We start from the raw sequence: 24,800 nt of genomic DNA on the forward strand, positions 1-24,800 counted from the left end.
CGAGGAGGACCTGCAGGCTCAGAGGGGCCGCAGCCAGCGTCGCATCTCCGCAGGGGTGCGCAGGCGCACCCAGCGCTGCTGCGGGTCCTCCTCGGCCAGCGCCGCGTAGCGGGCTCGGGTGGTGCTGTGCTGGGTCCACGCCCACAACCACAGGTTGGTCATCGGGTCGACGCTGAGCAGCGTGCGCAGGCGTTCGCGGTTGCCGTTCCACAGCTCTCGTCGGGTCAGGGCGCGCGCCAGGGTGCGTCCCACGAGGCGGGTCATGACCACGGCCCTGCTGTGGTCCAGCCAGAGCACGGTGTCCGCGGCATCGGTCACGGCGGTGAGGCGGGTCGCGTAGTTGCCGTCCACGACCCAGCCGTCCCTGGCCTCGGGCGAGGTCAGGAAGTCGCGCATCGCGGTCTCGAACTCGGCCTGGCTCGCGGTGCGCCACCCCGTCAGGTGGACGATGGCGTCGACCTCGAGGAGGGGGACCCCGAGGCGTTCGGCAACCACCCGCGCGGCCGTCGTCTTGCCGCTCCCGCTGTTGCCCACCACCCGGACCCGCCGCGGGGGCGGACGTGACGGGATCATCCCCGCAGTGCCGCCACGAGCGAGCGCAGGCGGGGGTTGTCGAACAGGTCGTCCACCAGGACCAGCTGCTGGCCCGAGTCGGCGAGCGGCACCTTCCAGTTGGGGTACTCCTGGTCGGTCCCCGGCTGGTTCTGGGCCCGCCGTTCGCCGACGGCGTCAGCCAGCGAGACCCCGACCAGCGCCGAGGGTGACGCCAGCACCAGCCGGTGCAGCGCCTCGACGAGCTGCCGCTCGGACGGGTCGGCGCCGACCAGACCACGCTCGGCGAGCACCGCGAGCATCTCCTCACGCTCACCGCGGGCGGCCGCGCGGACGTCCTCGACGGACGTCGTCAGCAGGCCGAGCCGGTCCCTGAGGTCGACATGCTCGCCGGCCAGGTAGCCCGCGGTCGGCGGCAGGTCGTGCGTGGTGACGGTCGCCAGCGCGAGCCGCCGGTAGCGCTCGGGGGGCATCGGGGCCCCGTTCTCGCGCTCGAACCACAGCACCGAGGTGCCGAGCACGCCCCGATCGGTCAGGTAGTCACGCACCCACGGCTCGAAGACCCCCAGGTCCTCACCGATGACCACGGCCCCCGCCCGCTGCGCCTCGAGGCACAGGATGCCGATGAGCGCCTCGTGGTCGTAGCGCACGTAGGCACCGTTCTGGGCCCCGGCACCGCGCGGGATCCACCAGAGCCGGAACAGCCCGATGACGTGGTCGATGCGCAGGGCACCGGCGTGACGCAGGATCGTGCGCAGCATGTCCCGGTACGGCGCGTAGCCGGCCCGGGCCAGTGCCGCCGGCTGCCACGGCGGCTGGGACCAGTCCTGTCCCTGCTGGTTGTACATGTCCGGCGGGGCACCGACCGACACCTCCTGCGCCAGCACCTCGCGCATGGCCCACGCGTCCGCGCCCTCGGGGTGCACCCCGACCGCGAGGTCGTGCATGATCCCCAGCCGCATGCCTCCGTCGTGGGCTGCGGCCTGCGCAGCCCCGAGCTGCTCGTCGGCGACCCACTGCAACCAGCAGTAGAAGGTGATGCGGTCGGCCAGGGCCTCGCGCAGCTCACGTACCAGGGCAGAGCCGCGGTCGTCGGCCTCCGCCGGCCACTCCTGGCCGTCGAAGTGCTCGACGATCGCGCACCACGTCGCGAAGTCCTCCAGGCCCTGTCCCTGGTCGGCGCGGAAGGCCTCGAAGCCCGCCTGCCGGGCCGGTGAGCGCGGCGCTGCGTGCACCACCTCGAGGGCGACCTTCTTGGCCGCCCAGACGGTGTCCCGGTCCATCGGCCCGGGGTCGGTGCTGAGCGGGCGGGCCACCTCGGCCTGCCACTCGACCAGGGACCTCTCGGCCACGGGCAGGTACCCCGTCTCCCGGATGTCCTCGACACGCAGGTACAGCGGGTTGACGAAGCGCCGGGTGCTCGGCAGGTACGGCGAGGGGGTCAGCGGGGTGACCGGCTCCGCCGCGTGCAGCGGGTTGATCAGCACGAAGTCCGCGCCGCAGCGCTTACCGGACAGCCAGGCGATCTCCCGCAGGTCCGCGAGGTCGCCCACCCCCCAGGACTGCTGGGACCGCACCGAGTAGAGCTGGGTCATGAACCCCCACGCACGGCGACGCTCGATGTCGACCGGCAGCTCGAGCCGCGCCGGGGTCACCACGAGCGGTGAGCGGGCGGTGGCGCCGTGGGTCCGAGCCACCAGGGTGTGCCAGCCGAGCGGGAGGTCGTCAGGGACCTCGAACGTCGCACGACCGACGTCGCGCCCGTCGACCGTGCGTGGCTCGACGTAGACGTCGACCTGCACCAGGGCGCGTGGGGGGCCACCGTCCTCGAGCTCGATCTCGAGGGTGGCCGGGTCGCCGTCCCGGACGTGGACCGGGACCTGGACCGCGACCTCGGCGCGGGTCACGACCACGGGCGGCAGGATGTGCCTCCACGGCTCGTCCTGCGCGTCGGCGAGGGCGAGCTCGACCCGCTCCGGGTTCGTCGCATCGACCCCCAGGGCAGCCAGCACCGCGACCATCGTCTCCTGCGGGACGTGCCGGTGCCCGCCGTCGAAGTCCCAGAAGTCGGGCACGACGCCGTGGCGTGCTGCCAGCTCGAGCAACCGCGGGGGGAGGACAGTCTGAGTACCTTCGGGACGAGCCACGTGCCGATCCTGCCAGAGGCGGGGCCGGACCGCGTCGCGCACGCCGTAGCCTGCTCCGATGAACCTCACCGACCCCTACCCGGCCGCCCGACGCGACAGCCTCGAGGAGGACCTGCACGGCACCCTCGTGGCCGATCCCTACCGGTGGCTCGAGGACGCCTCGTCCGCCGAGACGGTCCGGTGGTCGCAGTCGCAGGACGCGCTCTACGCCGCCTACCGGAGCGTCGCGCCCGAAGGGCTCGAGGACCGGTTCCGTGGCCGGCTCACCGAGCTCCTCGGAGCGGGCTACGTGGGGACACCGGTGTGGCGGGGACGACGCCGCTTCTCCTCGCGCCGGGCCGGCGACGCCGAGCACGCCGTGGTCGAGGTCGTCGACGACGGCGACGCCCCCGCCGGCTCGCCCCGCACCCTGGTCGACCCGATGGTCCTGGACCCGGCCGGAACCACGACCCTGGACGCGTGGCAGCCGAGCGTCGAGGGAGACCTGCTGGCCTACCAGGTCTCGACCGGCGGCACCGAGGAGAGCGTGCTGCACGTGATCGACGTGGCCACGGGCGAGAGCGTCGACGGTCCGATCGACCGGGCCCGCTACTCGCCGGTCGCCTGGCTCCCGGGAGCGGGGTCCTTCTTCTACGTCCGTCGCCTGGACCCGGCCCTGGTCCCGCCCGACGAGCAGCAGTACCACCGTCGTGTCTGGTGGCACCGGGTCGGCACCGACACCGCGGACGACGTCCAGGTCTTCGGCGAGGGCCTGGACCGGACGACCTACTTCGGCCTGCACGTCTCACGGGACGGCCGGTGGCTGGTGGTCTCGGCATCGGCCGGCACCGCGCCGCGCACCGAGGTGTGGATCTGCGACCTGGCCGCGACCGGCCCGCAGGAGCTCGAGCCGGTGCCCGTGACCGTGGGGCTGGATGCCGAGACCGCGGCCTGGGTGGGGCGCGACGGCCGCCTCTACCTGCACACCGACCTCGACGCACCGCGGGGTCGGCTCGCCGTGACGGACCCGCTGCGACCGGGCCCCGAGCACTGGACCACTCTCCTGGCGCAGGACGCCGAGGCCGTGCTGGCCGACGTGGTGCTGCTCGACGAGGGGGACGCACCGGCAGACGCCCCCGCAGCGGTCGAGCCGAGCGAGATCGTCGCTCTCTGGCGACGGCACGCCGTGAGCGAGGTCACCGTGCACGACCCCCGGTCGGGTGAGCGTCTGGCCGGTGAGGCCGGACGGGTCGACCTCCCCGGCCTCGGCACCGTGGGCGGGCTGGTCCGTCGCCCCACGGGTGGCCGCGAGCTCTGGTTCTCCTACACCGACCACACCACCCCGACCCAGATCCACCACGTCGACACCCGCACCGGTGCGGTCAGCCTGTGGGCGACCCCACCCGACCGACCTGCGACCCTGCCTGCGGTCCACTCCGAGCAGGTCGCGTTCCGCAGCGCCGACGGCACCACGGTGCGGATGATCGTCCTGGCCCGTGCCGACACCGTGGTCGACGGCCACCCGGTGGCCCCCGCCCCGACCGTCCTGTACGGGTACGGGGGCTTCCAGATCAGCCTCGAGCCGGCCTACTCGGCCACCGCGCTGGCGTGGGTCGAGGCCGGTGGGGTGCACGTCGTGGCCAACCTCCGTGGTGGCGGCGAGGAGGGCGAGGACTGGCACCGGGCCGGGATGCGCGCCCACAAGCAGAACGTGTTCGACGACTTCCACGCCGCAGCCGAGCACCTCGTCGCGCACGGCTGGACCACACCCGACCGGCTCGCCGTGTGGGGCGGGTCCAACGGTGGGCTGCTGGTCGGAGCGGCGGTGACCCAGCGCCCCGACCTGTTCGCCGCCGCGGTGTGCAGCGCACCGCTGCTGGACATGGTCCGCTACCAGCACTTCGGCCTGGGGGTCACCTGGACCGAGGAGTACGGCGACGCCGCCGACCCCGAGGAGCTGGGATGGCTGCTGGGCTACTCCCCCTACCACCGGGCGCTCACCTCGACCGATCAGCGGCCCGCCTACCCCGCGGTGCTGTTCACGGTCTTCGAGGGCGACACCCGGGTGGACCCCCTGCACGCCCGCAAGCTGTGCGCCGCGCTCCAGCACTCGACGTCCGGCTCCCCCGAGGTGTCGCCGGTGCTGCTGCGCCGCGAGACCGGAGTGGGTCACGGCGGCCGGTCGCTGAGCCGGACGATCGGGCTCTCGGCCGAGCAGCTGTCCTTCGTCGCCCGGCAGACGGGGCTCGTGGGGACGGATGGTGGCGAGCGAGGGTGAGCACCCACCCGGACCTGCCAGGCACGGGGCTGACCTACTCCGAGGTGGGCGCGACCCACGGGCCCCTGCCCGCGGGGTACCGCCACCTGGTCCGCTCGCGCACGATCGGCCGGGGTGAGGACGACTTCGCCCGAGCGGCGGAGCAGCTCATGACCTGGCAGGGCCACCGTGGGGCGGGTGCCCGGGTCGCCCAGCAGACCCCGCCCGCAGCCGAAGGCGTCGAGGTGGAGGTCTGGTTCGGCCGCGGCCCGCTCCGCGTGACCGCACCGTGCCGGGTGGTGTACACGGTCCAGGAACCCACGGCACGAGGGTTCGCCTACGGGACGCTGCCCGGCCACCCGCTGCGGGGCGAGGAGCGCTTCGTGGTGCGCCGGCAGGCCGACGGGACGGTCGTGATGGAGATCACGGCGTTCTCACGACCCTGCACGTGGTGGTCCAGGGCCGGTGCACCGCTCGTCGTGGTGTTCCAGCGGCTCTTCACCCACCGCTACCTGCGGGCGCTGCTCACCTGACCGGCGCGCCCCGCAGGCGGGTGAGCACGGCGTCGGCGGCTCGGCGCCCCGAGACCAGGGCCCCCTGGATCGAGGCCGTGTCGCGGTGGTCGCCGGCGACGAGCAGACCGTCGTCCAGGACGACCGGCCGGCGGCGCACCAGCGGTGCGGGCTGCGCCGGCAGCGCCTGCGGGAGGTGGTGGGCCCGCACCAGCTCCCACTCGTCGGTGCCGACGCCGTAGACCCGGGCGAGCTGGCGCCGCAGGTCGACCTCGGTGTCCCGTCCGTGCCCGGCACCGAGCACCGTCGAGGCCACCAGGTGGCGTCCCGCCGGCGCGTACGTCGGCGCGACAGCGGTCATCACGGCCGTGTTCACCGCCGGGCCTGCGGCGTCACCGTCGAGGTGGATCAGGCGCCGCCGCGAGGGGGGCTCGGTGCTCGCGTGCCAGTAGGTCGTCAGCCCGCGCATCACCGGTGCGGGCAACGAGGTGAGCGCGGCCGCGGTGACCGGGTCCGTGGCGACGACCACTGCAGCGGCGCCCTGCGTGCCGTCGTCGGTCACGACCGCCCTCGGGCTGACCGACCGGGCCGCCCGGCCCAGCTGGACGGCTCCATCGGGGAGCCCCGCCGCGAGCTGCTCACCCACCCGGCTCATGCCGAGCGACGGGACCCCCGGTCGGCCTCGGAGGAAGGCCCGCAGCAGGAGCAGGGTGAAGGTCGCCGAGGAGTCGCCGGTGTCGTCCGCGAGCACCCCTGCCAGGAACCCGTCCACGACGCCGTGCCGGAACAGGCCGGTGACGCCCGCGTCGTCCAGCGCCTCTCCCAGGGGACGGTCGGGTCGGGCCAGGAGCCGGTCCACCGGGCCGAGGGCCGGCAGCGCCCACCTCAGGAAGGCGAGCTTGGCGCGCAGGTCACCGCCGCGCACGAGGGTCGAGGGGATCGCTGACGGCAGGCGGAGCGGGTCACCCAGCACGACGCGACGTCCACCTGTCGCCAGGACGACCCCCGCGTCGAAGACCCGCAGGTCCAGGCCCGGCAGGTCCAGCACCCGCGGGACCTCGGGGTAGGCCGGGTTGAGCAGCTGGAAGCCGCGGTCGCAGCGGTAGCCGTCCACCAGATCGGTCCGCACCCGTCCGCCGACACCGTCCGAGGCCTCGAGCACGGTGACCGGGAGACCGGCGGCGTGCAGACGGCGGGCGCAGGCCAGGCCGGCCAGACCGGCGCCGACGACGACCACGGGAGCGTCCACGCCCGGAGTCTAGATCGGCCGGCGGGCTGGCGCCGCGGTCTGACACCGGGCACGACCCGCACTAACCTGCCGGGATGCCCTACCTGCCGATCCTGACTGACATCCGCCCGGAAGTGCCCGACATCCCCGGCGAGATGGCCCGTGGGCTCGAGTGGCTGCTCGGGTGGCCCCTCCAGGTGGCCATCGCGGTCTTCGCCGGCGTCCTGCTGCTCGCGGTGCTGCGCTGGGCGATCGCCCGCACGGTGCGGTCGATCGTCCAGGGCGGCTCGACGATGCAGCGCACGACGCACGGTCTGCTGCGGCGGACCCGGATGAGTCGGGTGATCAGCCAGTCCGACCCGTTGGCCGTGGCCCGCCGCGTGCAGCGCGCCGAGACCATGGGCTCGGTGATGCGGTCGTCGGCGGCCCTGGTCGTCGGGCTGGTCGTGCTGACCGTCGTGGCGAACATCCTCGACTGGGACCTGGGACCGCTGCTCGCATCGGCCGGGGTCGCGGGCGTGGCCCTGGGGTTCGGCGCCCAGACCCTCGTCAAGGACTTCCTGTCGGGGCTCTTCATGCTCATCGAGGACCAGTACGGCGTGGGTGACGTCGTCAACCTCGGCGAGGCCTCCGGGGTCGTGGAGGCCATCGGGCTGCGGGTGACCCAGGTGCGCGACCTGTCCGGGACGCTCTGGTACGTGCGCAACGGCGAGGTGCTCCGGGTGGGGAACATGACCCAGGGCTGGTCCAAGGCCCTGGTCGAGGTGCTCGTCCCCCCGGACCAGGACATCGACCACGCCACCCGGTTGCTGCGCTCGGTGGCCACCTCGGTCGAGCAGGACCCCGAGCTCGGCCCGCTGCTGCTGGCCGAGGCCGACATCACCGCCTACGAGAACCTCAGCGCCGAGGCGGTGATGCTGCGCTTCATGGTCAAGGTCGTCCCGGCCAAGCAGTGGGTGGTGCAGCGGGCAGTCCGCGAGCGCATCCGCGAGGCGTTCTCGGCCGAGGGCGTCCAGCTCGCGCTGCCCCGCCGCGAGGTCGTGCGGGAGCGCGAGACCACAGCCGGCCAGGACCCGTCCAGCACCGACTGACGACCGGGTCTCGAGGCGTCAGCGCTCGGTGCGGGAGGTCAGCGGTGGGTCGCGGTCAGCGCAGCCCGTCGATCTCGACCGCGAGGTTGTCCGCCTCGGGCCCCACGATCACCTGGACCACCCGGCCTGATCGGACCACACCGAAGGCACCGCTGCTCTTGAGGCTGTCCTCGTCGACCAGCGCCGGGTCGGTGACCTCGACGCGGAGCCGGGTGATGCACGGCTCGAGGTCGAGGACGTTGGCGTCCCCACCGAGGGCTGCGAGGATCTGCTCGGCCTTGCTCATCGATGGCTCCTGGGGGTCGAAGCGGTGTGCACGGGGGGTGCCGGCTCGAGCCCACCCTAGTGCCGCCCGCTGCGCCCGTCGGAGGGGGTGAGGGCGCGCGCCAGGACGGCGAGGTCGGCGACCACGTCGTCGGCTCCGCGCAGGGCTTCGCGCGGGTGGCTCGTGGTGATGCCGAGCACCGTGCCGACCCCGGCCACCCGTGCGGAGGTGACCCCGGCCGGGGTGTCCTCGACGGCGACGAGCCCACCTGCCGGCAGGTCGAGGGCGGCGATCCCGCGCAGGTAGGGCTCGGGGTCCGGCTTGCCTGCTGCGCAGTCCTCGGCGGTGACCCTGGGCAGGGCGTCCCGCGCGACGCCGAGCCCGTCCAGCGCCCGGTCCACCCACTCGTGACCGGCCGAAGTGACGATGACGGCGGGAACCCCACGCCTCAGGCAGGCGGCCACGAGCTCTGCTGCCCCCGGCACCGGCGCCGGGCGGGTCGTCGAGGCCCGCAGCGCATCGATCACCCCGGCGGTCAGCGTGTGCGGGTCCTCGCCCCGCCAGGGGCCGTCCAGGGTCGGGAAGACCTCCTGGGCGCGACGCCCCCCGAACAGCCGGACCACCTCCTCCTCGACGTCCCACCCGCGTGAGGCGAAGTAGGCGCGGAAGGCTGCCCGGTGGACGGGCTCGCTGTCCACGAGCGTCCCGTCCAGGTCGAGCAGCAGCCCCGCACCCCGACGCCGCAGCAGCGACGCCGCCGCGTGTCCGGTCAGGACCACACGAAGAGCGGGTCGCCAGCCTTGACGGTCGCTCCGGGCTCGACGAGGCCCTCCAGCGCGCCCGACGTGCCCTCGAGCGCGACCACGGGACAGATCGGTGAGCGTCCGCCCGCCTCGATGTCGAGCGGGTTCCAGCTCACGACCGTGGTCCCCTCCTGGACGACGTCGCCCTCGGCGACGTGCAGCGTGAAGCCGACGCCACCGAGCTGCACCGTGTCCAGCCCGAGGTGGACCAGCACCGCGTGCGAGCCGGGTGCCTGGACCACGAAGGCGTGCGGGTGCAGCTTGAGGATGGTCCCGGCGATCGGCGAGATCGCCTCGCCCGGTCCCCGTGTGGGGTCGACGGCGAGCCCCGGCCCGACGATCTCCCCGGCGAACACCGGGTCGGGGACGCCGGACATCGCCAGGACGGTGCCGCTCACCGGTGCCACGACGCGCAGCGGTGCGGTCATCAGCGCAGGTCCTCGATGTCGGAGGCGAGGGTGTCGGCCTCGGGCCCGACCACCACCTGCACGACCGACCCCGAGCGCACGACGCCGAAGGCACCGGTGGCCTTCAGTGCCGCGTCGTCGACCAGGTCGGGGTTCTCGACCTCGACCCGCAGCCGCGTGATGCAGGGCTCGAGGTCGATGATGTTCGCGTCACCCCCGAGCGCTGCCAGGATCTGCTCAGCCTTGCTCATGGCTCCTCCTTCGTCGTCGACACCGGGGAATCCGGCGCCGTGGGTCACATCAGCTCCTCGAGGTCGGTCGCGAGCGTGTCCACGCTCGGCCCGACGACCACCTGCACGACCCGGCCCGAGACCATCACGCCGTGCGCGCCGGCGGCCCGCAGCGCCGCGACGTCGACCTGGCCGGGGTCGCGGACCTCCGAGCGCAGGCGCGTGGTGCAGGGCTCGATGTCGATGATGTTCGCGACCCCGCCCAGTGCCGCGAGGATCTGCGTCGCCTGGTCTCCCACTGGCTCCTGCTCCTTCATCGTGATCGGTCCGGGGTGGTCAGCTCAGCACCGGCCGGCTCGGCCGGGTCGGTGTCGGAGCGGTCGTGCGCGGAGCGGCGCGGGGTGAGCGGGCGGCGCGGGACGCGCAGCGGCACCCACAGCACGTACCGGTCGGCGCGGTAGGAGGACCGTGAGTAGGCGCAGGCCCGGTCCCCGGCGAAGGTGCGCCGGGTCAGGCGCAGCACCGCGGCCCCGGTACGCAGCCCGAGCAGCTCGGCGTCGTGGGCGTCGACCTCGGAGGCCGCGACCGTGTCCTCGCCCCAGTCGGGCTCGACCCCTCGGGCCCGCAGCTCGCCGTACACGCTGCCGGGTGGGCCGCCGTCGAACAGGTCGGGGGCCAGGGACCAGGGCACCCAGGTCTGCTCGATGGCCATCGGCTCGCCGTCGGCGTGGCGGATGCGGTGCAGGTAGAGCACCCGCTCGCCGGGCACCAGCTCGAGGGCGTCGGCGACGTCGGGCGTCGCGCTCGTCACCTCGGCTGCCAGCACGGTGGACGACGGCGTCAGGCCTCGTCGGCGCATCTCCTCGCCGAACGAGGAGAGCCTCACCTCGAGGTCGACCTTGGACGGGGCCACGAAGGTCCCGCGGCCCTGCTCCCGGTCGAGCAGGCCCTCGACCACGAGCGCGTCGACGGCCTGGCGGACGGTCATCCGGGAGACGCCGAAGCGGTCGCACAGCATCCGCTCGGAGGGGATCAGGTCCCCGACGGTGAGCTCGTGGGTGACCAGCGACCGAAGGTAGTCCCGGACACGCACGTGCTTGAGCACCGAGTGACCCACGTCGGTCGCCTCCTGCCCGTCCTCGAGACCCGCTGCGCCGCGCACTGCGCGACGGCTCGGGTCACATCCTGCTGGGTGTGCCCGAGTCCTTGACACCTGCGGGTGCATTCCATCATGGTGAGCGCCAACTGGTCCAGACATCTAGTTCACCCCGCAGCGCGGCACCCGATCCGCCCCGCCGCGCTCCTGGACCGAGCGCCCGGTGCCCACCGGTGTCGCGCCGCACACGATGAGGAGTGCTCGCGCATGACTGCCACCACCGCCACGCAAGCCCCCGCCAAGCGCGGGATCCCCGGCTTCGCCCAGCTCCAACGGGTGGGCCGATCGCTCATGCTGCCCATCGCCTCGCTGCCCGCCGCAGCACTCCTGCTGCGGCTCGGCCAGCCCGACATGCTGGGTGAGAACGGTGTGGCCGGCGCCTGGGGCGACTGGATGCTCCCGGTCGCCGACGTGCTGGGCGCAGCCGGCAACGCCCTGTTCGCCAACCTGCCGCTCCTGTTCGCCCTCGGTGTGGCCGTCGGCTACGCCCGCAAGTCCGACGGGTCGACCGGTCTCGCGGCGCTCATCGGCTACCTCGTCTTCCGCGGGGTCTCGGACGTCCTCTCCCCGTACGTCCTGGGCGAGCCGGCCGAGGGTGAGGCCCAGCAGCTGATCAACTACGGGGTGCTCGGCGGCATCGTCATCGGGCTCGTGGCCGCGGTCCTGTTCCAGAAGTACTACCGGATCAAGCTCCCGCCCTACCTGGCCTTCTTCGGCGGGAGGCGCTTCGTGCCGATCGTCACCGCCGGGGCGTCCGTCCTGATCGCCGTCGTCGGCGCGCTCATCTACCCGTGGTTCGACGCGGCCCTCACCGGGGTCGGCAGCTGGGTCACCGGGTCGACCATCCTGGGCGCCTTCGTCTACGGCACCGCGAACCGCCTTCTCGTGCCCATCGGCCTGCACCACCTGCTCAACTCCCTGCCCTGGTTCCAGTTCGGGACCTTCGAGGACGCCAACGGGGACATCTGGCAGGGCGACATCGCACGCTTCCTCAACGGTGACCCGACGGCTGGCACCTTCATGACCGGGTTCTTCCCGATCATGATGTTCGCGCTGCCCGCGGCCGCCCTGGCGATCGCGCACACCGCCAAGCCTGCCCAGCGCAAGGTCGTCGGCGGCATCATGGGCTCGGCGGCCCTGGTCTCCTTCGTCACCGGCGTCACCGAGCCGCTCGAGTTCGCCTTCGTGTACGTCGCCTACCCGCTGTACGCGATCCACGCGGTGCTCACCGGTTCCTCGTTGGCCCTGGTCAACGCCCTGGAGATCCGGCACGGCTTCGGTTTCTCAGCCGGCGCGATCGACTACCTGCTGAACTTCCGGATCGCCGAGCAGCCGCTGCTGCTCATCCCGATCGGCCTGGCCTACGCCGCGGTCTACTACTTCCTGTTCCGCTTCGTCATCACCAAGTGGAACCTGCGGACCCCGGGCCGCGAGGAGGAGGGCACCGTGACCGAGGACAACGTCCTGGTCGACGCGCCCGTCGGCGGGGCACGACCCGCGACCTCGGCTCCGGTGACCGGTTCCGAGCCCGCCCCCGGTCGCACCACGACCTGACCCGTTCGCCGGGCCCCCACCAGGGGGCCCGGCACCGGCGCGGACGGTCGACGCCCACCACCGGCCCCTGGGCGACAATGGTGGGATGCAGAGCCCCGCACCCTCCGACTCCTTCTACGCCGCCGTCGGGGGCTCGGAGACCTTCCGTCGGCTGGTCGAGGCGTTCTACGTCGAGGTCGGCAAGGACGAGGTCCTGCGCCCGATGTACCCCGAGGCCGACCTGGGCCCGGCGCAGCTGCGGCTCCAGCTCTTCCTCGAGCAGTACTGGGGTGGGCCCACGACGTACAGCGAGCAGCGTGGCCACCCCCGGCTGCGGATGCGTCACGCCCCGTACAAGGTCAACCCCGACGCCCGTGACCGGTGGCTCGCCCACATGCGCACCGCGCTGGACTCCCTCGAGCTCGCCCCGCTGCACCACGCCACGCTGTGGGACTACCTCGAGCGGGCCGCGCACTCGATGCTCAACTCGTTCGAGGACTGAGCCACGCTCAACTCCTTCGAGGACTGAGCCAGGCCGGTAGAACCGGTGCCCCGGTGCGGCAGACTCAGCGGGTGACCACCACCGAACCCGCCTCGAAGGCCACACCGACCCCCGACCCCCTGCAGACCGTCCTGCAGGTGCTCGAGCTCGACGCCGTCGATGCCGACACCTTCACCGGGACGAGCCTGCCCAAGCCGGGCGGCCGCGTCTTCGGCGGGCAGGTGCTCGCCCAGACCCTGCTCGCCGCGGCCCGCACCGTCCCGGCCGAACGGCTGCCGCACTCGGTGCACGGCTACTTCCTGCGTCCGGGCGCGGTCGACAAGCCCATCACGTTCGTGGTCGAGCGGCTGCGTGACGGCAGGTCCTTCAGCGCCCGCCGCACCCACGCCCTGCAGGACGGCGTGCCGATCCTGGCGATGACCACCTCCTTCCAGACCGAGCAGCCCGGCGTCGAGCACGCCGACCTCCCGCCCTCACACGTGCCGCCGCCCGAGGAGGTCCGCAGCGCCCTCGAGGTGCTCGCCGACGTCGACCACCCCGTCGCGGCCTTCTGGACCCAGGCCAGCGCCTTCGACCTTCGCCACGTCGAGGACTCGATCTACCTGACCCCCGCCGCCCGGGCGACCGACCGCCAGATGGTCTGGATGCGGGCCCGGGGGCCCGTCCCGCAGGTCCAGGTGCTGCACCGCGCACTGCTGGCCTACGCGTGCGACCAGGTGATGCTCGAGCCGCTGCTGCGGCGCCACGGGCAGAGCTGGGCCACCCCGGGCCTGTCGATCGCGAGCCTGGACCACGCGATGTGGTGGCACCGCCCCGTGCAGGTCGACCAGTGGCTGCTGTACGTGCAGACCGCCCCGAGCGCCCAGGGCGGTCGTGGCCTGGGCGCGGCCCGCGTCTACACGCGTGACGGCGAGCTGGTCGCGACGATCGCCCAGGAAGGCATGGTCCGGCTGCCCGAGGAGTGACCGACGGGCGCGTCGCGGCCCGGTCGCTCAGACTGCTCGCATGACACGCCTGCGCCGGGTGCGCGCCTCCGACCCGGGATGGACCCGCCGTCGGCACGGCCGGGGCGTGGTCTTCCTCGACGAGGACGGCCGTCGGCTGACCGACCCCGAGGACGTCGCGCGATGCCGGGAGCTGGTCATCCCGCCCGCGTGGACCGATGTGTGGATCTGCCCGTTGGCCACCGGGCACATCCAGGCGATGGGCACCGACGACGCCGGGCGCCGGCAGTACCTGTACCACCCGCAGTGGCGGCTGCGCCGTGACCGCGCCAAGCACCAGCACGTCCTGGAGGTCGCCCGCAGGCTGCCCCGTGCCCGCACGCAGGTGATCGCCGACCTCGCCCTGCCCGGCATGCCCCGGTCCAAGGTGCTCGCGCTCGCCTTCCGACTGCTCGACGACGCCTACTTCCGTGCGGGGGGCGAGGCCTATGCCCGCGAGAACGGCTCCTTCGGGCTGGCCACCGTGCAGCGCGACCACGTCGCGATCGACGGCGAGGGTGTGGCGTTCTGCTACCCGGCGAAGTCGGGACAGGTACGCGAGACACGCGTGGACGACCCCGTCGTGCGCCGCGAGGTGCGGGCCCTGCGCGACCGTGACGACGACCACCCCGAGCTGCTCGCCTGGCGCGACGAGGACGGCTGGCACGACGTCTCGACCGCCGACATCGTCGGCTACGTCAAGGAGCGCCTCGGTCCCGAGGCTCGCCCCAAGGACTTCCGCACCTGGCACGCGACGGTCCTCGCCGCGACCGCCCTCGCCCAGGTGGGCCCCCCGCCGACCTCCGAGCGCGGCCGACGGCGGGTCGTGGCCGAGGTGGTGCGGGAGGTCGCCGAGGAGATGGGCAACACCCCCGCGGTGTGCCGGGCCTCGTACATCGACCCGCGGCTGATCGACCTCTGGGAGCGCGGACGCACGATCGGCCGGCGGCGGACCCGGTCGGGCGCCGAGCGGGCCGTGATCGAGCTTCTGTCCTGACCCCTCAGGTCATGTCCTCGAGCTGTTTACCCTTGGTCTCGGGGACGAAGCGGAAGACGAAGAAGAACGAGAGCAGGGCGAACGTGGTGTAGATGCCGTAGGCGAAGCCCAGGCCGATGTCCGCCATGACCGGGAACGTCGTGGAGATCAGGAAGTTGCCGAGCCACTGGGCGGCGGCGGCCAGCCCCAGGGCGCTCGCCCGGATCCGGTTGTTGAACATCTCCCCGAGGAGCACCCAGACCGTCGGCCCCCAGGACATGCCGAAGAAGACCACGAACAGGTTCGCCGCGATCAGCGCGACCGTTCCCGCGGTCCCCTCGAGCCCTGGGATCATCTCGACCGTCCCGTCGGCTGCCTCGCTCTCGACGAGCGGGGCGGTCGCGAAGAGGTAGGCCAGGGTCCCCAGGCTCGCGAACATGCCGGCCGAGCCGGTCAGCAGCAGCGCCCGACGCCCGACCCTGTCGATGCTCGCGATCGCGATCAGCGTCACCACGATGTTGGTCACCGAGGTCAGCACCGTGATGACCAGGGAGTCCTCCTCGCTGAACCCCACCTGCTGCCACAGCGTCGAGGAGTAGTAGAAGATCACGTTGATCCCGACGAACTGCTGGAACAGCGACAGCGCGATGCCGACCCACACGATGGGGAGCAGGCCGAGCGCCGGCCCCTTGAGGTCGGCGAACGAGGAGCGTGCGTCCAGGGTCACCGTGCGGCGGATCTCCTTGAGCCGCAGGTCCACCCCGGACTTGAGCACCTGCGACAGCACCGTGCGGGCCTGCGCCTCGTCCCCGCTGGCCACCAGGTAGCGGGGCGACTCGGGGATGGTCAGAGCCAGGACGCCGTACGCGACCGCCGGGACCAGCTCGGTCATGAACATCCAGCGCCACGCCTCGAGCCCCAGCCACAGCTCCTCGATCGCCCCGCCGGCCGCGGTCGCCAGGAAGTAGTCAGAGAGCAGCGCGACGAAGATGCCGGTGACGATCGCGAGCTGCTGCAGCGACCCGAGGCGCCCGCGGATGGAGGCCGGCGAGATCTCGGCGATGTACGCCGGCGCGATCACCGACGCCGCACCGACGCCGAGCCCACCCACGAGCCGCCACAGGATGAGGTCCCAGGGGCCCTGGGAGAGGCCCGAGCCGATCGCGCTGACGCTGAACAGCACCGAGGCGAGCAGCATGACGCGGATCCGTCCCTGACGGTCGGCGAGCTGACCTGCCAGCCAGGCGCCCAACGCGCACCCCAGCAGGGCCGAGGCGACCGTGAAGCCGGTCAACCCTGCGCCCATCCCGAAGTCCTCGCGGATCGCGCTGACCGCGCCGTTGATCACGGCGGTGTCGAAGCCGAAGAGGAAGCCGCCCAGCGCCGCGACCGTCGCGAGCAGGATCGCCCGCCCAGTGTCGAAGCTCTCCTTGACCGCGCCGCCCCGTGCCGTCGGGCCATCGTCCTGTGCCATCACGCCCCCCTGCTCGTGCCGACGGGCACCGCCGTTGGTGCCCTCTGGGACGACGGTAGGGACGTGCCCGGGATCCGGCCACCGCAGGAGCAGCCGGCCGCCGCGGGGCTGCTGCCCCACGACGGCCGGTGCACCTGGGGTCAACCCCCTGCGGGGTCGCCACCCGTGCTCGTCATCGCAGCATCGCGATCACCGTCCGGCCCTGGTGGCCCAGCGCCGTGCGGGCAGCCTCGGACAGGGTGTCCGGCTTCTTGGGCTGCTCGAGCCGGACCAGGAACCGCTCGAGAGCATGCTCGGCCTGCCTCGTGCGACCCGCGTCGAGGTGGTGCTGCGCCTGCGCGAGCGTGGCGGTCAGCTGCTGGGCGATCGGGCCGGCCACCTCGCCGCCGTCGATGTACCCCGCGAGCAGGTCACCCAGCGCCTCGAGGCTCCCCGGCACCCAGAGGTCGGGCAGCGGGACGGTGGACCAGTCGACGTCCGAGCCCAGGTAGAAGCTCGTGTAGGCGGGCTGGTTGTAGACGGTCTGCTGACGCGCGATCTCGGCCCGGTACTGCGGGTCGTGCATCAGCGTGTAGAGCTTGCGGTCGGTGACCTCGGTGGACAGGTGGATGCGGACAGCGCTGCTGTCCGCGGTGCGGACCAGGAGCTCCTCGCGCCAGTCGCCGAAGACGTCGGCGATCAGCGAGGGGTTGCCCTTGGTGCCGTTGTTCGTGCGGGTGCCGGTCGCGGTCAGCAGCGTGCCCCGCTGCCAGTCGTCGATCGTCGGGGTGACCGCACCCGCACCGTTGACGATCTGCGTGGTCATGTCGGCTGCCCAGCGGATCGACTGGTTGGTCCCGGGCCGCGCGGTCGAGATCAGCTCGCCCTCGACCGTGCGCAGGTCGGTGGCCCAGGCCTCGAACCCCGGGACGTCCGGGTCGATGTCTCCGACCATCCCTCGGCCGGTGTCACGCCCGGTGTAGGCACCCCACAGCACCTCGCCGGTCGCGGCGTCGAGCATCGCGTACCCGTAGGGCGCCCACGGTCCGCCCTCGAAGACGGCGTACATCTCCATCCCGTCACGTGACGGGTCGAGGTTCCCGACGTGCATCGCGTCACCGTGACCCAGCCGCGCCAGCGCCCCGGGGTCGGCGCTCTCGGGAGGCATGACGTCGAAGGCGCTGAACAGCAGGCTGCCGTCGTCGTCGATCGTGGCAGCGCCGTAGACGATCTCGTGCCTGCCGTCGCCGTCCACGTCGGCCGCGCTCAGCGAGTGCTGGCCCTGGGTGGTGATCGTCCCGAACTCGGGGTCGGTGCCGTCCCGCCCGTGCGGGCCGTCGTTGAACGGGTTGGTCATCGGTGTCCAGCCGCTGTCGACGTACCAGCGCTCGGACAGCGAGGTGCCGTCCCAGTCGTAGGCGACGATGGTCGAGCGCGTGTAGTAGCCGCGGGCGAAGACCGCCGACGGGCTCGAGCCGTCGAGGTAGGCCACCCCGCTCAGGAAGCGGTCGACCCGGTTGCCGGGTTCGATGCGAGACATCGCGTAGTCGCCCCACATCAGCCCGTCGTCGTGACGACCGGGCTTGTAGTGGACGGTCTCGAGCTCGGCCCCGGTCGCACCGTCGAAGACCGTGAGGTACTCGGGACCCTCGACGATGAAGCCCTCGAAGTTCCACAGCCTGTTGTTCCCGCTCCGGGACGGCCCGTAGACGTCGATCAGGTACGTCGTGAGCTCCTCGGCGCTGGTCTGCGACAGCGGGTAGTCGTACCGGGGCTCGATCCCGAAGGCCTCCTCGAGGGTTGCCGGCCAGCTCCCTGCGACCACCTCGGGGTGCTCGTGCCAGGTGAGGAACATCTGCGTCAGGTGCGCCCGGAAGTCCTCGTTGCTCATCCGGTAGTCGTCGTCGTGCGCGTAGCCGGCAGCGAGGTCCTCGGCGGGCATGGTGATCAGGTCCTCACCGACCGGCTCACCGTCCTGGTAGCGGATGGTGGAGGTCCCGGGGGCGGTCTTGAACATCATCTCCGCGCGGCCGTCGCCGTCGAAGTCGTACACCAGGAACTGGGTGTAGTGGGCACCCGCCCGGATGTTCACACCCAGGTCGATGCGGTGCAGGAGCGTGCCCTCGAGCGTGTAGGTGTCGATGTAGACCGGACCGGTGTACCCCACCTGCGAGACGTCCTTGGAGTTGGACGGGTCCCACTTGACGACCAGCTCGTAGCGGCCGTCCCCCGTGACGTCTCCCACGCTCATGTCGTTGGCGGAGTAGGTGTACGCCTCGCCGACGGGCGTGACGCCGTCCGCGGGTCGCTGCAGCGGGACGTCGAGGAACGCCTGGTCCCAGGGGCTCACCTCGGCGCCGGCCTCCACCTCGAGCCCGTCGACCAGGGCCACGACGCGATAGGTCGAGCCCGAGCCGGCCCCGGCGTCGAGGTAGTTGGTGCTGTGGGTCACGGTCGCGATGAGCTCACCGTCCCGGTGCACCGCGAAGTCGACCCCGGTCAGCCCGCCCTCGCCGTGACCGGTCGCCTCGTGGCCCAGCAGACGCCAGGTGAGGAAGACGCCGTCGGGCGTCACCGCGGCCACCAGGCCGCGGTCGAGGAGCTCCATCTGGGGCTTGAGGGTGCTCGGGTCGGGCGCCCCGGGCGGTTTCGCCGCCGCGACTCCTGTCGCGCCGGTGACCAGGAGTGCACCGCCGGCGACAGTGACGACCGCACGGCGGGCAAGCGCTTTCCTGCTGAGCAGACTCATCGTTGAATCCTTCGGCTCGGTGGGTGTGGAACGGGACCTGTCGAACGTCGCCTGTCGTTGGAACGTTTCATCCCGTCGGTCGAAACTACCCACGCCCTTCGCCGGGAGTCAACCCGGCCGTGACAGCGCCCACCCCTGCACGCCGACGCCCGACAGCGCGACGCCTCCCCTGACGTCCTGGTCCGGGGCTCGGTCCGAGTGGCGCCGACCAGGCCTCGACGTACGATCGGACCACCTCGGAGTCCCCGACGACCGAGCGAGGTCCGGTCCGGGCCGCCCACTGCGAGGGACGTGCCCACCATGACGACCTCACCCGACGGAGCCGTGACCCCCGAGACTCCCGACCCCCGGCCGACTCCGCCGGAGGTCCCGGCCCCGGCCGCACGCCCGCTCGTCGCGGTCACCGGCGTCACGGGGTACGTGGGTGGACGTCTGGTCCCCGAGCTGCTGGCCGCCGGCTACCCGGTGCGCGCCCTCGCACGCAACCCCGCCCGGCTGCGCGACCGGCCGTGGGCTGGCGAGGTCGAGACCGTCGCGGCGGACGCGAGCGACCTCGACCAGACCCGCGCGGCCCTCGAGGGTGTCGGGGTCGCCTACTACCTGATCCACTCCCTCGGCTCAGGACGCCGCTTCGAGTCTCGCGACCGACGCACCGCGCTCACCTTCGCCCAGGCCGCCCGCGAGGCCGGCGTCGAGCGCATCGTCTACCTCGGTGGCCTCAGCCCCGAGAGCGAGCACCTCTCGCCCCACCTGGAGTCCCGCAAGGAGGTCGGCGAGATCCTGCTGGCCTCGGGCGTCCCCACCACCGTGCTGCGGGCAGCGGTCATCATCGGGTCGGGCTCGGCCTCGTTCGAGATGATGCGCTACCTCACCGAGCGCCTGCCCGCGATGACCACGCCTCGTTGGGTCGACAACCGCATCCAGCCGGTGGCGATCCGCGACGTGCTGCGCTACCTGGTGGGCAGCGCCACGATGCCGGCCGAGATCAACCGCACGTTCGACATCGGTGGGCCCGAGGTGCTGACCTACCGGGAGATGATGCACCGCTACGCGGCCGTGGCCGGGCTGCGTCGGCGCATCATCGTGGGTGTCGGCGTGCTCAGCCCGCGCCTGTCGAGCCTGTGGGTCTCCTTGGTCACCCCCGTGCCCGCGCCGCTCGCACGTCCTTTGGTCGAGTCGCTCGTGCACGAGGTCGTCTGCCTCGAGAACGACATCGTCGAGCACGTGCCCGACCCGCCGGGCGGGCTGCTGCCCTTCGACACCGCGGTCCGCCTGGCCCTGCAGCGCGTCCAGGACGCCGACGTCACCACCCGGTGGTCCTCTGCCTCGGTCGCCGGCGCCCCGAGCGACCCCTTGCCGAGCGACCCCGACTGGTCGGGCGGCTCGCTCTACCGCGACGAGCGCCGCACCGAGGTCGACGCCCCACCTGAGGTCGTGTGGGAGGTGCTCCAGACCGTGGGCGGTGAGCGCGGCTGGTACTCGTGGCCGCTCGCCTGGCGGGTGCGCGGCGTGCTCGACCGGATCTCGGGCGGTCCGGGCCTGCGACGGGGACGCCGCGACCCCGCGAGGCTGCTGGTCGACGACGCCGTGGACTTCTGGCGGGTCGAGGAGGTCGTCCCCGGTGCCCTGCTGAGACTGCGGGCCGAGATGCGGCTTCCGGGCCTTGCCTGGCTCGAGCTCGGCATCGAACCGGGCACCACCCCCGGGCGCTGCACGCTCACCCAGGTCGCGATCTTCTACCCTCACGGTCTCGCCGGTCAGCTCTACTGGAGGTCCGTCGCCCCGTTCCACGGCGTCGTCTTCGGTGGGATGCAGCAGGGCATGAAGGACGAGGCCGAACGCCTGTCAGCCGCCGTCGCGACGCCGGCGCATGGTCAGCGGCGGCGCCAGGTGGGGTGACCAGACCGCCCGCTCGGCCTCGCTCAGCCGTCGGGGGCGACCGCTCGCCGCGTCCAGGAGCACCAGGGTCGTGATCGCCTGCGCGTACACGGTCCGCTCACCCTCGAGATCGGTCACCAGCTGGTAGCAGACCTCGATGCTCGCGCCTCCCAGCCGGCCGATCCACATCTCCACCGTGACGGGCTCGCGCCGGTAGGCCAGGGGCAGCAGGTACTCGATCTCCTGGCGCGCCACGAGGGTGTGGGTCGACGCGCCCGGTCCCGCGTCGAGGACCGCCGTGGGCCACGCCCCAGGATCGACCGCCTCGGGATGACGCCAGAAGACGGCGATGCGCGCCTCTTCGAGCAGGCGCAGCACAGCGACGTTGTTCACGTGACCGTAGGCGTCGAGGTCGGCCCACCGCAGCGGGACGGGGACGTGCAGGCGGCTCATCGGTGACCTCGCCCGGCGGCTCGTGCAGCGGCCGTGCGACAGGTGTCCATCGCGCTGAGCACCTCCGCGACCTCGTCGACCACCTCGCGCCCGGCCAGGTCCTGGATCGCTGCGCGCAGCCTCGAGGCAGCACGGCGTGCCGCCCGGCCGGCCCCCAGCCGCGCGACGAGGCGGGACAGCACGGCGAGCAGCAGCCCCAGCACGAGCGCAGCCACGGCGGCCAGCGTCGGGACCGGCCAGCCCTCCCACACGGGCGGCTCGGGGGCAGGCATCCGCGCCAGGTCGAGCCCGGCCAGCACTCCGAGCCATCCCAGGCCGACGACAAGGACCCCGAGCAGGGCCCATTGCAGGACGCCCACGGCTGACCACCAGACGGGCCGACGGGCCTCCCCCACCCGCGCACCGGCCACCGCCTGGTCGAGGGAGTCCGCGAGCCGGCTCTCGGACTGCTCGACCCGGAGCCGCGCAGCCAGCACCCACGGCGCCGGGGCCTCCTGGCAGGCTGCGTCCACGTAGTCGCGAACAGCCGCTCGGGCACGGGCGCGTTCGGCAGGACCGGGCAGCGGCACCGAGGTCCGTACCGTCTGCGGCGCCTGGGCCTGGCCCGCGCGAGACCGTCCGGCGGCCCCCGACCGATCCGACGTCCGGGCCGGCCCCAGGTGCAGCCTGCGCAGCGGGTCCACCCGGAACCTGCCGAGCCATCGCGTGGGCGGCCACCCGGTGGCCTGACGGGCGCGCAGCACGTGCGAGGACCTCACGGCCGCGACGACCCGAGGAACACCAGCGGCCCCTTCCAGGGCTGCGACGAGCTCGGCTCGAGCGGCCCCCGGTCCGGGGACGGGGGTACCGCAGCGGGACAGGATCTCCTCCGCGACGCCGACGACGTCGGCCGTGAGCCGGTCACGCGCGGCCTGACGGCGGGTCGCGGCCTGCGCGAGTGCGGCCCGCAGCTCCTGGACCCCGGTACCGGTCCGAGCCGAGACGTCGAGCACCGGGACACCCTCGAGGCCGTCCTGGACGAGCAGCCGACCGAGGTCGCGGTGGCAGGCGGCCAGGTCCTGCGGGGCCAGGCGGTCGATCTGGTTCAGCACGACCAGCAGGACGTCCCGGTGGCCGGCCAGCTCGCGCAGGTAGCGCTCGTGCACCGCGGCGTCGGCGTACTTCTGAGGGTCCACGACCCACACCATGAGATCGACCAGACGCACGAGACGCTCGGCCTCGAGCCGGTGCGCGGTCTCGACCGAGTCGTGGTCGGGCAGGTCGAGCAGCACCAGTCCGCCCCCCGCGGCACCGTCGGGGGGAGCCTGCACCAGGTGCCGGCGGTGCACCTGGAGCCAGTCGAGCAAGGGGGCCACCTGGTCCCCCGAGCCGTCCGGGGCGACCGGACCAGCCGAGGCGGACGAACCTGCCGACGGGGCCGTTCCCACCGGCGCGGGGAGCACCACCGCGAGGGCCTGCGCGGTCGTGGGACGCAGCACCCCCACCTCGGCGAGCTCCTCACCGACGACGGCGTTGACCAACGAGGACTTCCCCGAGCCCGTCGACCCGGCGAAGGCCACGACGGTGTGGTCGGCGGACAGTCGCAACCGGTGGCCGGCCCGGTCCTCGACCGCCCCGGCCCGGGTCAGCAGCTCCTCGGGCAGCACGCCGCGGCCGGCCCGCACGGCCTCGGCGAGGGACTCGAGCCGCTCAGGCAGCGACGGACCGTGGTCGCGTCGCGCGGCGCTCACGGCCGCACCCGGCGGGTCATGCGCCCCACCAGCGACGCCACCAGGGTCGTGGCTCGTCGGCAGACGACGTCGCGTCGGTGCCCGCCTCGGGTTCGGGCGGCTCGGCAGGTGCGAGGGCGTCATGACCGAGCTCGGGGACGGCGCCGAGCGCCTCGCCCGCCTCGCGGGCAGCGCCACGCACCCGGTCGCCGGCGACGGCCGTGACCCCGCTCAGGTCGAGGGCGTCCAGGACGGTGGTGAAGCGGGCTGCCTCGACGTCGAGCACCGCAGCGAGGCGCCGGGTGAGGTCGTGCTGAGCGGTCCGCGTCAGTCGACGCACCGCGTCGTCCCCGAAGACGGCCTCGAGGAGCCGTTGGGCCAGGACGGCCGCCCCGCCGGCGACCCCGACCTCCGCTGTCGTCAGTCCACCGGTCGAGGCGAAGATGGTGACCATGAGCGCGGCCCCCAGCCCGTTGACCCCGAAGGAGAGGGCTCGAGCCGTGCTGCGTCGACCGGCGCCCTCGGTGGACACCAGGTCGAGCACACCGCCCTGCCACGCCCGGACCTCGCCCGAGATGCGTTCGCGCAGGTCCGCCGAGGACCGTGACAGACGCAACCCCTCGACCAGACGTTCACCGGCGGGGTCGGCGCGCCAGGCGGCGTAGGTCCGGTCGGACGCCCGGTCGGCCGCGTCCACGACGAGGTCGACCAGGCCGGCTCCGATGGCCGCGGTGACCGGTTCGGGAGCGGGACGGCCCCGGACGAACGCCGCGGCACGGTCGCGCCAGCTGCTGACCTTCGTCTCGATCGCTCGCAGGAGCTCGCCGGTCCCGACGAACTCCTGCCAGCGGGCCAGCACCTCGCCCCGGAGCATCGTGCCGTCGGAGGTGGCCGACTCCAGCGACCTCAGTGCGTCCTCGTAGGCCTGGTGGGCCACGGCCCGCAGGCCCCTCGCGTGCGCCGCCTGCGCATCAGCCGCTGCGGCGGCGGCCGGTGCACGGGAGACCAGGTCCAGCACCCCGCCCCGGACCGACCGGCGGGCGACCTCGGACCGTGAGGCGTCGTCCGCGGCCACCGAGCGGAGCCAGCGGTCGAGCTCCCGCAGCGCCTCGCCCGGCAGCCGGCCGGCGTCCAGACGGGACTCGGGGACCACCAGCAGACGGGTGTCGGTCAGCCCCCGCTCGGTGAGCATGGTGGCGAGATCGGCGGTGACCGCGTCCCGGGCGCGGGGGTCGACACGGTTGAGGACCATGGCCACGACGGCGTTGCGACGGGCCGCGGCATCGAGCAGGTCCCAGGGCACCGCGTCGGCGTACCGGGCAGCCGTCGTGACGAAGACCCACAGGTCGGCCGCCCCGAGCAGCTCCTCGCCGAGTCGACGGTTCTCGGCGACCACCGAGTCGATGTCGGGGGCGTCGAGCAACGCCAGCCCCCGCGGTACGGCCAGGTGCCCGACGAGCCGCAGCGCGCGCCCGGTGGCCTCCCCGCCCGTCACCCGCGGGAGCCGCGGGAGGATCCGGTCGCCGGTGAACCACACCACGTCGTCGGGGTGGTGCACCAGGACCGGTGAGCGCGTCGTGGGTCGCAGGACCCCCGCAGCGGTGACGTCGGCCCCCAGGAGGCTGTTGACCAACGTCGACTTGCCGGCACCGGTCGAGCCGCCGACCACCGCGAGCAGCGGTGCACCCATCTGGCGCACCCGCGGCAGGAGGTGGTCGTCGATCTGCCCCAGCATCGCCTCGACGGACGCACGCTCGTGCGCTGCGTCCGGCAGGTCGAGCGGCAGCCGCAGGGCGGCGAGTGCGGTCCGCAGGTCACCGAGCGCGCGCGCCAACGCCTCCGGCGCGCGCGCACGGGTCACCGCCTCGGGCGCACGTGCGTCCCGGGGCGCCGGAGCCTCCTCGACCGGATCGACCATGGATCGCCCCGCCGGTCGC

The 24,800-nt window shown here is 73.2% G+C and carries 22 protein-coding genes; 8 read left to right on the forward strand and 14 right to left on the reverse strand.

The window, feature by feature from the left end:
* Nucleotides 1–18: 18 nt before the first annotated feature.
* Nucleotides 19–573 (reverse strand): AAA family ATPase, encoded by a 555-nt coding sequence (locus M1R94_RS04820; RefSeq protein ID WP_249380525.1) that lies wholly within the window; start codon nt 571–573, stop codon nt 19–21.
* Nucleotides 570–2,699: a 4-alpha-glucanotransferase gene (gene malQ / locus M1R94_RS04825; RefSeq protein WP_249380526.1), complete on the reverse strand. Its 2,130-nt coding sequence runs from the start codon at nt 2,697–2,699 to the stop codon at nt 570–572. Before malQ ends, M1R94_RS04820 begins: the two co-directional genes overlap by 4 nt.
* A gap of 58 nt (nt 2,700–2,757) precedes the next feature.
* Between malQ and M1R94_RS04830 the strand changes: the two genes are divergently transcribed.
* The gene (locus tag M1R94_RS04830) at nt 2,758–4,956 is read left to right on the forward strand and encodes a prolyl oligopeptidase family serine peptidase (RefSeq protein ID WP_249380527.1); all 2,199 of its coding nucleotides are present in this window, start codon (nt 2,758–2,760) and stop codon (nt 4,954–4,956) included.
* Nucleotides 4,953–5,468, forward strand: coding sequence for a DUF1990 family protein (locus tag M1R94_RS04835; protein ID WP_249380528.1), 516 nt, complete (start codon nt 4,953–4,955; stop codon nt 5,466–5,468). The genes M1R94_RS04830 and M1R94_RS04835 overlap by 4 nt, the downstream gene beginning before the upstream one ends.
* Here M1R94_RS04835 and M1R94_RS04840 read toward each other — a convergent pair.
* The gene (locus M1R94_RS04840) at nt 5,461–6,696 is read right to left on the reverse strand and encodes an NAD(P)/FAD-dependent oxidoreductase (RefSeq protein WP_249380529.1); all 1,236 of its coding nucleotides are present in this window, start codon (nt 6,694–6,696) and stop codon (nt 5,461–5,463) included. The genes M1R94_RS04835 and M1R94_RS04840 overlap by 8 nt on opposite strands.
* A gap of 74 nt (nt 6,697–6,770) precedes the next feature.
* Between M1R94_RS04840 and M1R94_RS04845 the strand changes: the two genes are divergently transcribed.
* Nucleotides 6,771–7,766 carry a mechanosensitive ion channel family protein gene (locus M1R94_RS04845; RefSeq protein ID WP_249380530.1) on the forward strand — a complete coding sequence of 332 codons (996 nt, stop codon included), beginning with the start codon at nt 6,771–6,773 and terminating at the stop codon, nt 7,764–7,766.
* Between the two features lie 55 nt (nt 7,767–7,821).
* Here M1R94_RS04845 and M1R94_RS04850 read toward each other — a convergent pair whose 3' ends face one another.
* Genes M1R94_RS04850 through M1R94_RS04875 form a run of 6 tightly spaced genes read right to left on the reverse strand, consistent with a single transcriptional unit; the run spans nt 7,822 to nt 10,633 of the window.
* Complete coding sequence (locus tag M1R94_RS04850) at nt 7,822–8,052, reverse strand: PTS sugar transporter subunit IIB (protein ID WP_249380531.1); 231 nt, start codon at nt 8,050–8,052, stop codon at nt 7,822–7,824.
* A gap of 56 nt (nt 8,053–8,108) precedes the next feature.
* The gene (locus M1R94_RS04855) at nt 8,109–8,810 is read right to left on the reverse strand and encodes an HAD family hydrolase (RefSeq protein WP_249380532.1); all 702 of its coding nucleotides are present in this window, start codon (nt 8,808–8,810) and stop codon (nt 8,109–8,111) included.
* Nucleotides 8,801–9,262: a PTS sugar transporter subunit IIA gene (locus M1R94_RS04860; RefSeq protein ID WP_249380533.1), complete on the reverse strand. Its 462-nt coding sequence runs from the start codon at nt 9,260–9,262 to the stop codon at nt 8,801–8,803. Before M1R94_RS04860 ends, M1R94_RS04855 begins: the two co-directional genes overlap by 10 nt.
* A complete protein-coding gene (locus tag M1R94_RS04865; protein WP_249380534.1) occupies nt 9,262–9,492 on the reverse strand; it encodes a PTS sugar transporter subunit IIB in 231 nt (76 codons plus the stop codon). The genes M1R94_RS04860 and M1R94_RS04865 overlap by 1 nt, the downstream gene beginning before the upstream one ends.
* Before the next feature lie 44 nt (nt 9,493–9,536).
* Nucleotides 9,537–9,788: a PTS sugar transporter subunit IIB gene (locus M1R94_RS04870; protein WP_249380535.1), complete on the reverse strand. Its 252-nt coding sequence runs from the start codon at nt 9,786–9,788 to the stop codon at nt 9,537–9,539.
* A complete protein-coding gene (locus M1R94_RS04875) occupies nt 9,785–10,633 on the reverse strand; it encodes a GntR family transcriptional regulator (RefSeq protein ID WP_249380536.1) in 849 nt (282 codons plus the stop codon). The genes M1R94_RS04870 and M1R94_RS04875 overlap by 4 nt, the downstream gene beginning before the upstream one ends.
* A 201-nt stretch (nt 10,634–10,834) precedes the next feature.
* Here M1R94_RS04875 and M1R94_RS04880 point away from each other — a divergent pair, with 201 nt between their 5' ends.
* The 4 genes from M1R94_RS04880 (at nt 10,835) to M1R94_RS04895 (ending at nt 14,642) form a co-directional block, all read left to right on the forward strand.
* Complete coding sequence (locus tag M1R94_RS04880) at nt 10,835–12,181, forward strand: PTS transporter subunit EIIC (RefSeq protein WP_249380537.1); 1,347 nt, start codon at nt 10,835–10,837, stop codon at nt 12,179–12,181.
* A gap of 85 nt (nt 12,182–12,266) precedes the next feature.
* Nucleotides 12,267–12,662, forward strand: a complete 396-nt coding sequence (locus tag M1R94_RS04885) for a globin (protein WP_249380538.1) — start codon at nt 12,267–12,269, stop codon at nt 12,660–12,662.
* 71 nt (nt 12,663–12,733) lie between these two features.
* Nucleotides 12,734–13,627, forward strand: coding sequence for an acyl-CoA thioesterase (locus M1R94_RS04890; protein WP_249380539.1), 894 nt, complete (start codon nt 12,734–12,736; stop codon nt 13,625–13,627).
* 40 nt (nt 13,628–13,667) lie between these two features.
* Nucleotides 13,668–14,642 carry a DNA topoisomerase IB gene (locus tag M1R94_RS04895; RefSeq protein ID WP_249380540.1) on the forward strand — a complete coding sequence of 325 codons (975 nt, stop codon included), beginning with the start codon at nt 13,668–13,670 and terminating at the stop codon, nt 14,640–14,642.
* Nucleotides 14,643–14,646: 4 nt separating this feature from the next.
* On the opposite strand, the gene M1R94_RS04900 is transcribed toward M1R94_RS04895, so the two are convergent.
* On the reverse strand, nt 14,647–16,095 hold the full coding sequence (locus M1R94_RS04900; protein WP_249380541.1) for a sugar porter family MFS transporter: 1,449 nt from the start codon (nt 16,093–16,095) through the stop codon (nt 14,647–14,649).
* 172 nt (nt 16,096–16,267) lie between these two features.
* Entirely contained in the window at nt 16,268–18,823 is a 2,556-nt protein-coding gene (locus tag M1R94_RS04905; RefSeq protein WP_249380542.1) for a rhamnogalacturonan lyase, read from the reverse strand.
* 300 nt (nt 18,824–19,123) lie between these two features.
* On the opposite strand from M1R94_RS04905, the gene M1R94_RS04910 reads away from it, so the two are divergent.
* On the forward strand, nt 19,124–20,722 hold the full coding sequence (locus M1R94_RS04910) for an SDR family oxidoreductase (RefSeq protein WP_249380543.1): 1,599 nt from the start codon (nt 19,124–19,126) through the stop codon (nt 20,720–20,722).
* Here the strand turns inward: M1R94_RS04910 and M1R94_RS04915 are convergent.
* Genes M1R94_RS04915 through M1R94_RS04925 form a run of 3 tightly spaced genes read right to left on the reverse strand, consistent with a single transcriptional unit; the run spans nt 20,669 to nt 24,781 of the window.
* Nucleotides 20,669–21,154, reverse strand: coding sequence for an acyl-CoA thioesterase (locus M1R94_RS04915; protein ID WP_249380544.1), 486 nt, complete (start codon nt 21,152–21,154; stop codon nt 20,669–20,671). The genes M1R94_RS04910 and M1R94_RS04915 overlap by 54 nt on opposite strands.
* Nucleotides 21,151–22,884 carry a GTPase gene (locus M1R94_RS20255; RefSeq protein WP_308199872.1) on the reverse strand — a complete coding sequence of 578 codons (1,734 nt, stop codon included), beginning with the start codon at nt 22,882–22,884 and terminating at the stop codon, nt 21,151–21,153. Before M1R94_RS20255 ends, M1R94_RS04915 begins: the two co-directional genes overlap by 4 nt.
* A gap of 16 nt (nt 22,885–22,900) precedes the next feature.
* Nucleotides 22,901–24,781, reverse strand: a complete 1,881-nt coding sequence (locus M1R94_RS04925; RefSeq protein WP_249380619.1) for a P-loop NTPase family protein — start codon at nt 24,779–24,781, stop codon at nt 22,901–22,903.
* Nucleotides 24,782–24,800: the final 19 nt, after the last annotated feature.

Source organism: Actinotalea alkalitolerans, assembly GCF_023369855.1.
In the GTDB taxonomy this organism is placed as follows: Bacteria; Actinomycetota; Actinomycetes; order Actinomycetales; family Cellulomonadaceae; genus Actinotalea.

What these genes read in the sequence shown, in the direction of transcription:
- M1R94_RS04845 (WP_249380530.1), top strand. Translation starts at nt 6,771, where the DNA reads ATGCCCTACCTGCCGATCCTGACTGACATCCGCCCGGAAGTGCCCGAC.
- M1R94_RS04900 (WP_249380541.1), bottom strand. Translation starts at nt 16,095, where the DNA reads ATGGCACAGGACGATGGCCCGACGGCACGGGGCGGCGCGGTCAAGGAG.
- M1R94_RS04895 (WP_249380540.1), top strand. Translation starts at nt 13,668, where the DNA reads ATGACACGCCTGCGCCGGGTGCGCGCCTCCGACCCGGGATGGACCCGC.
- M1R94_RS04850 (WP_249380531.1), bottom strand. Translation starts at nt 8,052, where the DNA reads ATGAGCAAGGCCGAGCAGATCCTCGCAGCCCTCGGTGGGGACGCCAAC.
- M1R94_RS04820 (WP_249380525.1), bottom strand. Translation starts at nt 573, where the DNA reads ATGATCCCGTCACGTCCGCCCCCGCGGCGGGTCCGGGTGGTGGGCAAC.
- M1R94_RS04870 (WP_249380535.1), bottom strand. Translation starts at nt 9,788, where the DNA reads ATGAAGGAGCAGGAGCCAGTGGGAGACCAGGCGACGCAGATCCTCGCG.
- M1R94_RS04880 (WP_249380537.1), top strand. Translation starts at nt 10,835, where the DNA reads ATGACTGCCACCACCGCCACGCAAGCCCCCGCCAAGCGCGGGATCCCC.
- M1R94_RS04925 (WP_249380619.1), bottom strand. Translation starts at nt 24,781, where the DNA reads ATGGTCGATCCGGTCGAGGAGGCTCCGGCGCCCCGGGACGCACGTGCG.
- M1R94_RS04865 (WP_249380534.1), bottom strand. Translation starts at nt 9,492, where the DNA reads ATGAGCAAGGCTGAGCAGATCCTGGCAGCGCTCGGGGGTGACGCGAAC.
- M1R94_RS04910 (WP_249380543.1), top strand. Translation starts at nt 19,124, where the DNA reads ATGACGACCTCACCCGACGGAGCCGTGACCCCCGAGACTCCCGACCCC.
- M1R94_RS04860 (WP_249380533.1), bottom strand. Translation starts at nt 9,262, where the DNA reads ATGACCGCACCGCTGCGCGTCGTGGCACCGGTGAGCGGCACCGTCCTG.
- M1R94_RS04885 (WP_249380538.1), top strand. Translation starts at nt 12,267, where the DNA reads ATGCAGAGCCCCGCACCCTCCGACTCCTTCTACGCCGCCGTCGGGGGC.
- M1R94_RS04915 (WP_249380544.1), bottom strand. Translation starts at nt 21,154, where the DNA reads ATGAGCCGCCTGCACGTCCCCGTCCCGCTGCGGTGGGCCGACCTCGAC.
- M1R94_RS04830 (WP_249380527.1), top strand. Translation starts at nt 2,758, where the DNA reads ATGAACCTCACCGACCCCTACCCGGCCGCCCGACGCGACAGCCTCGAG.
- M1R94_RS04905 (WP_249380542.1), bottom strand. Translation starts at nt 18,823, where the DNA reads ATGAGTCTGCTCAGCAGGAAAGCGCTTGCCCGCCGTGCGGTCGTCACT.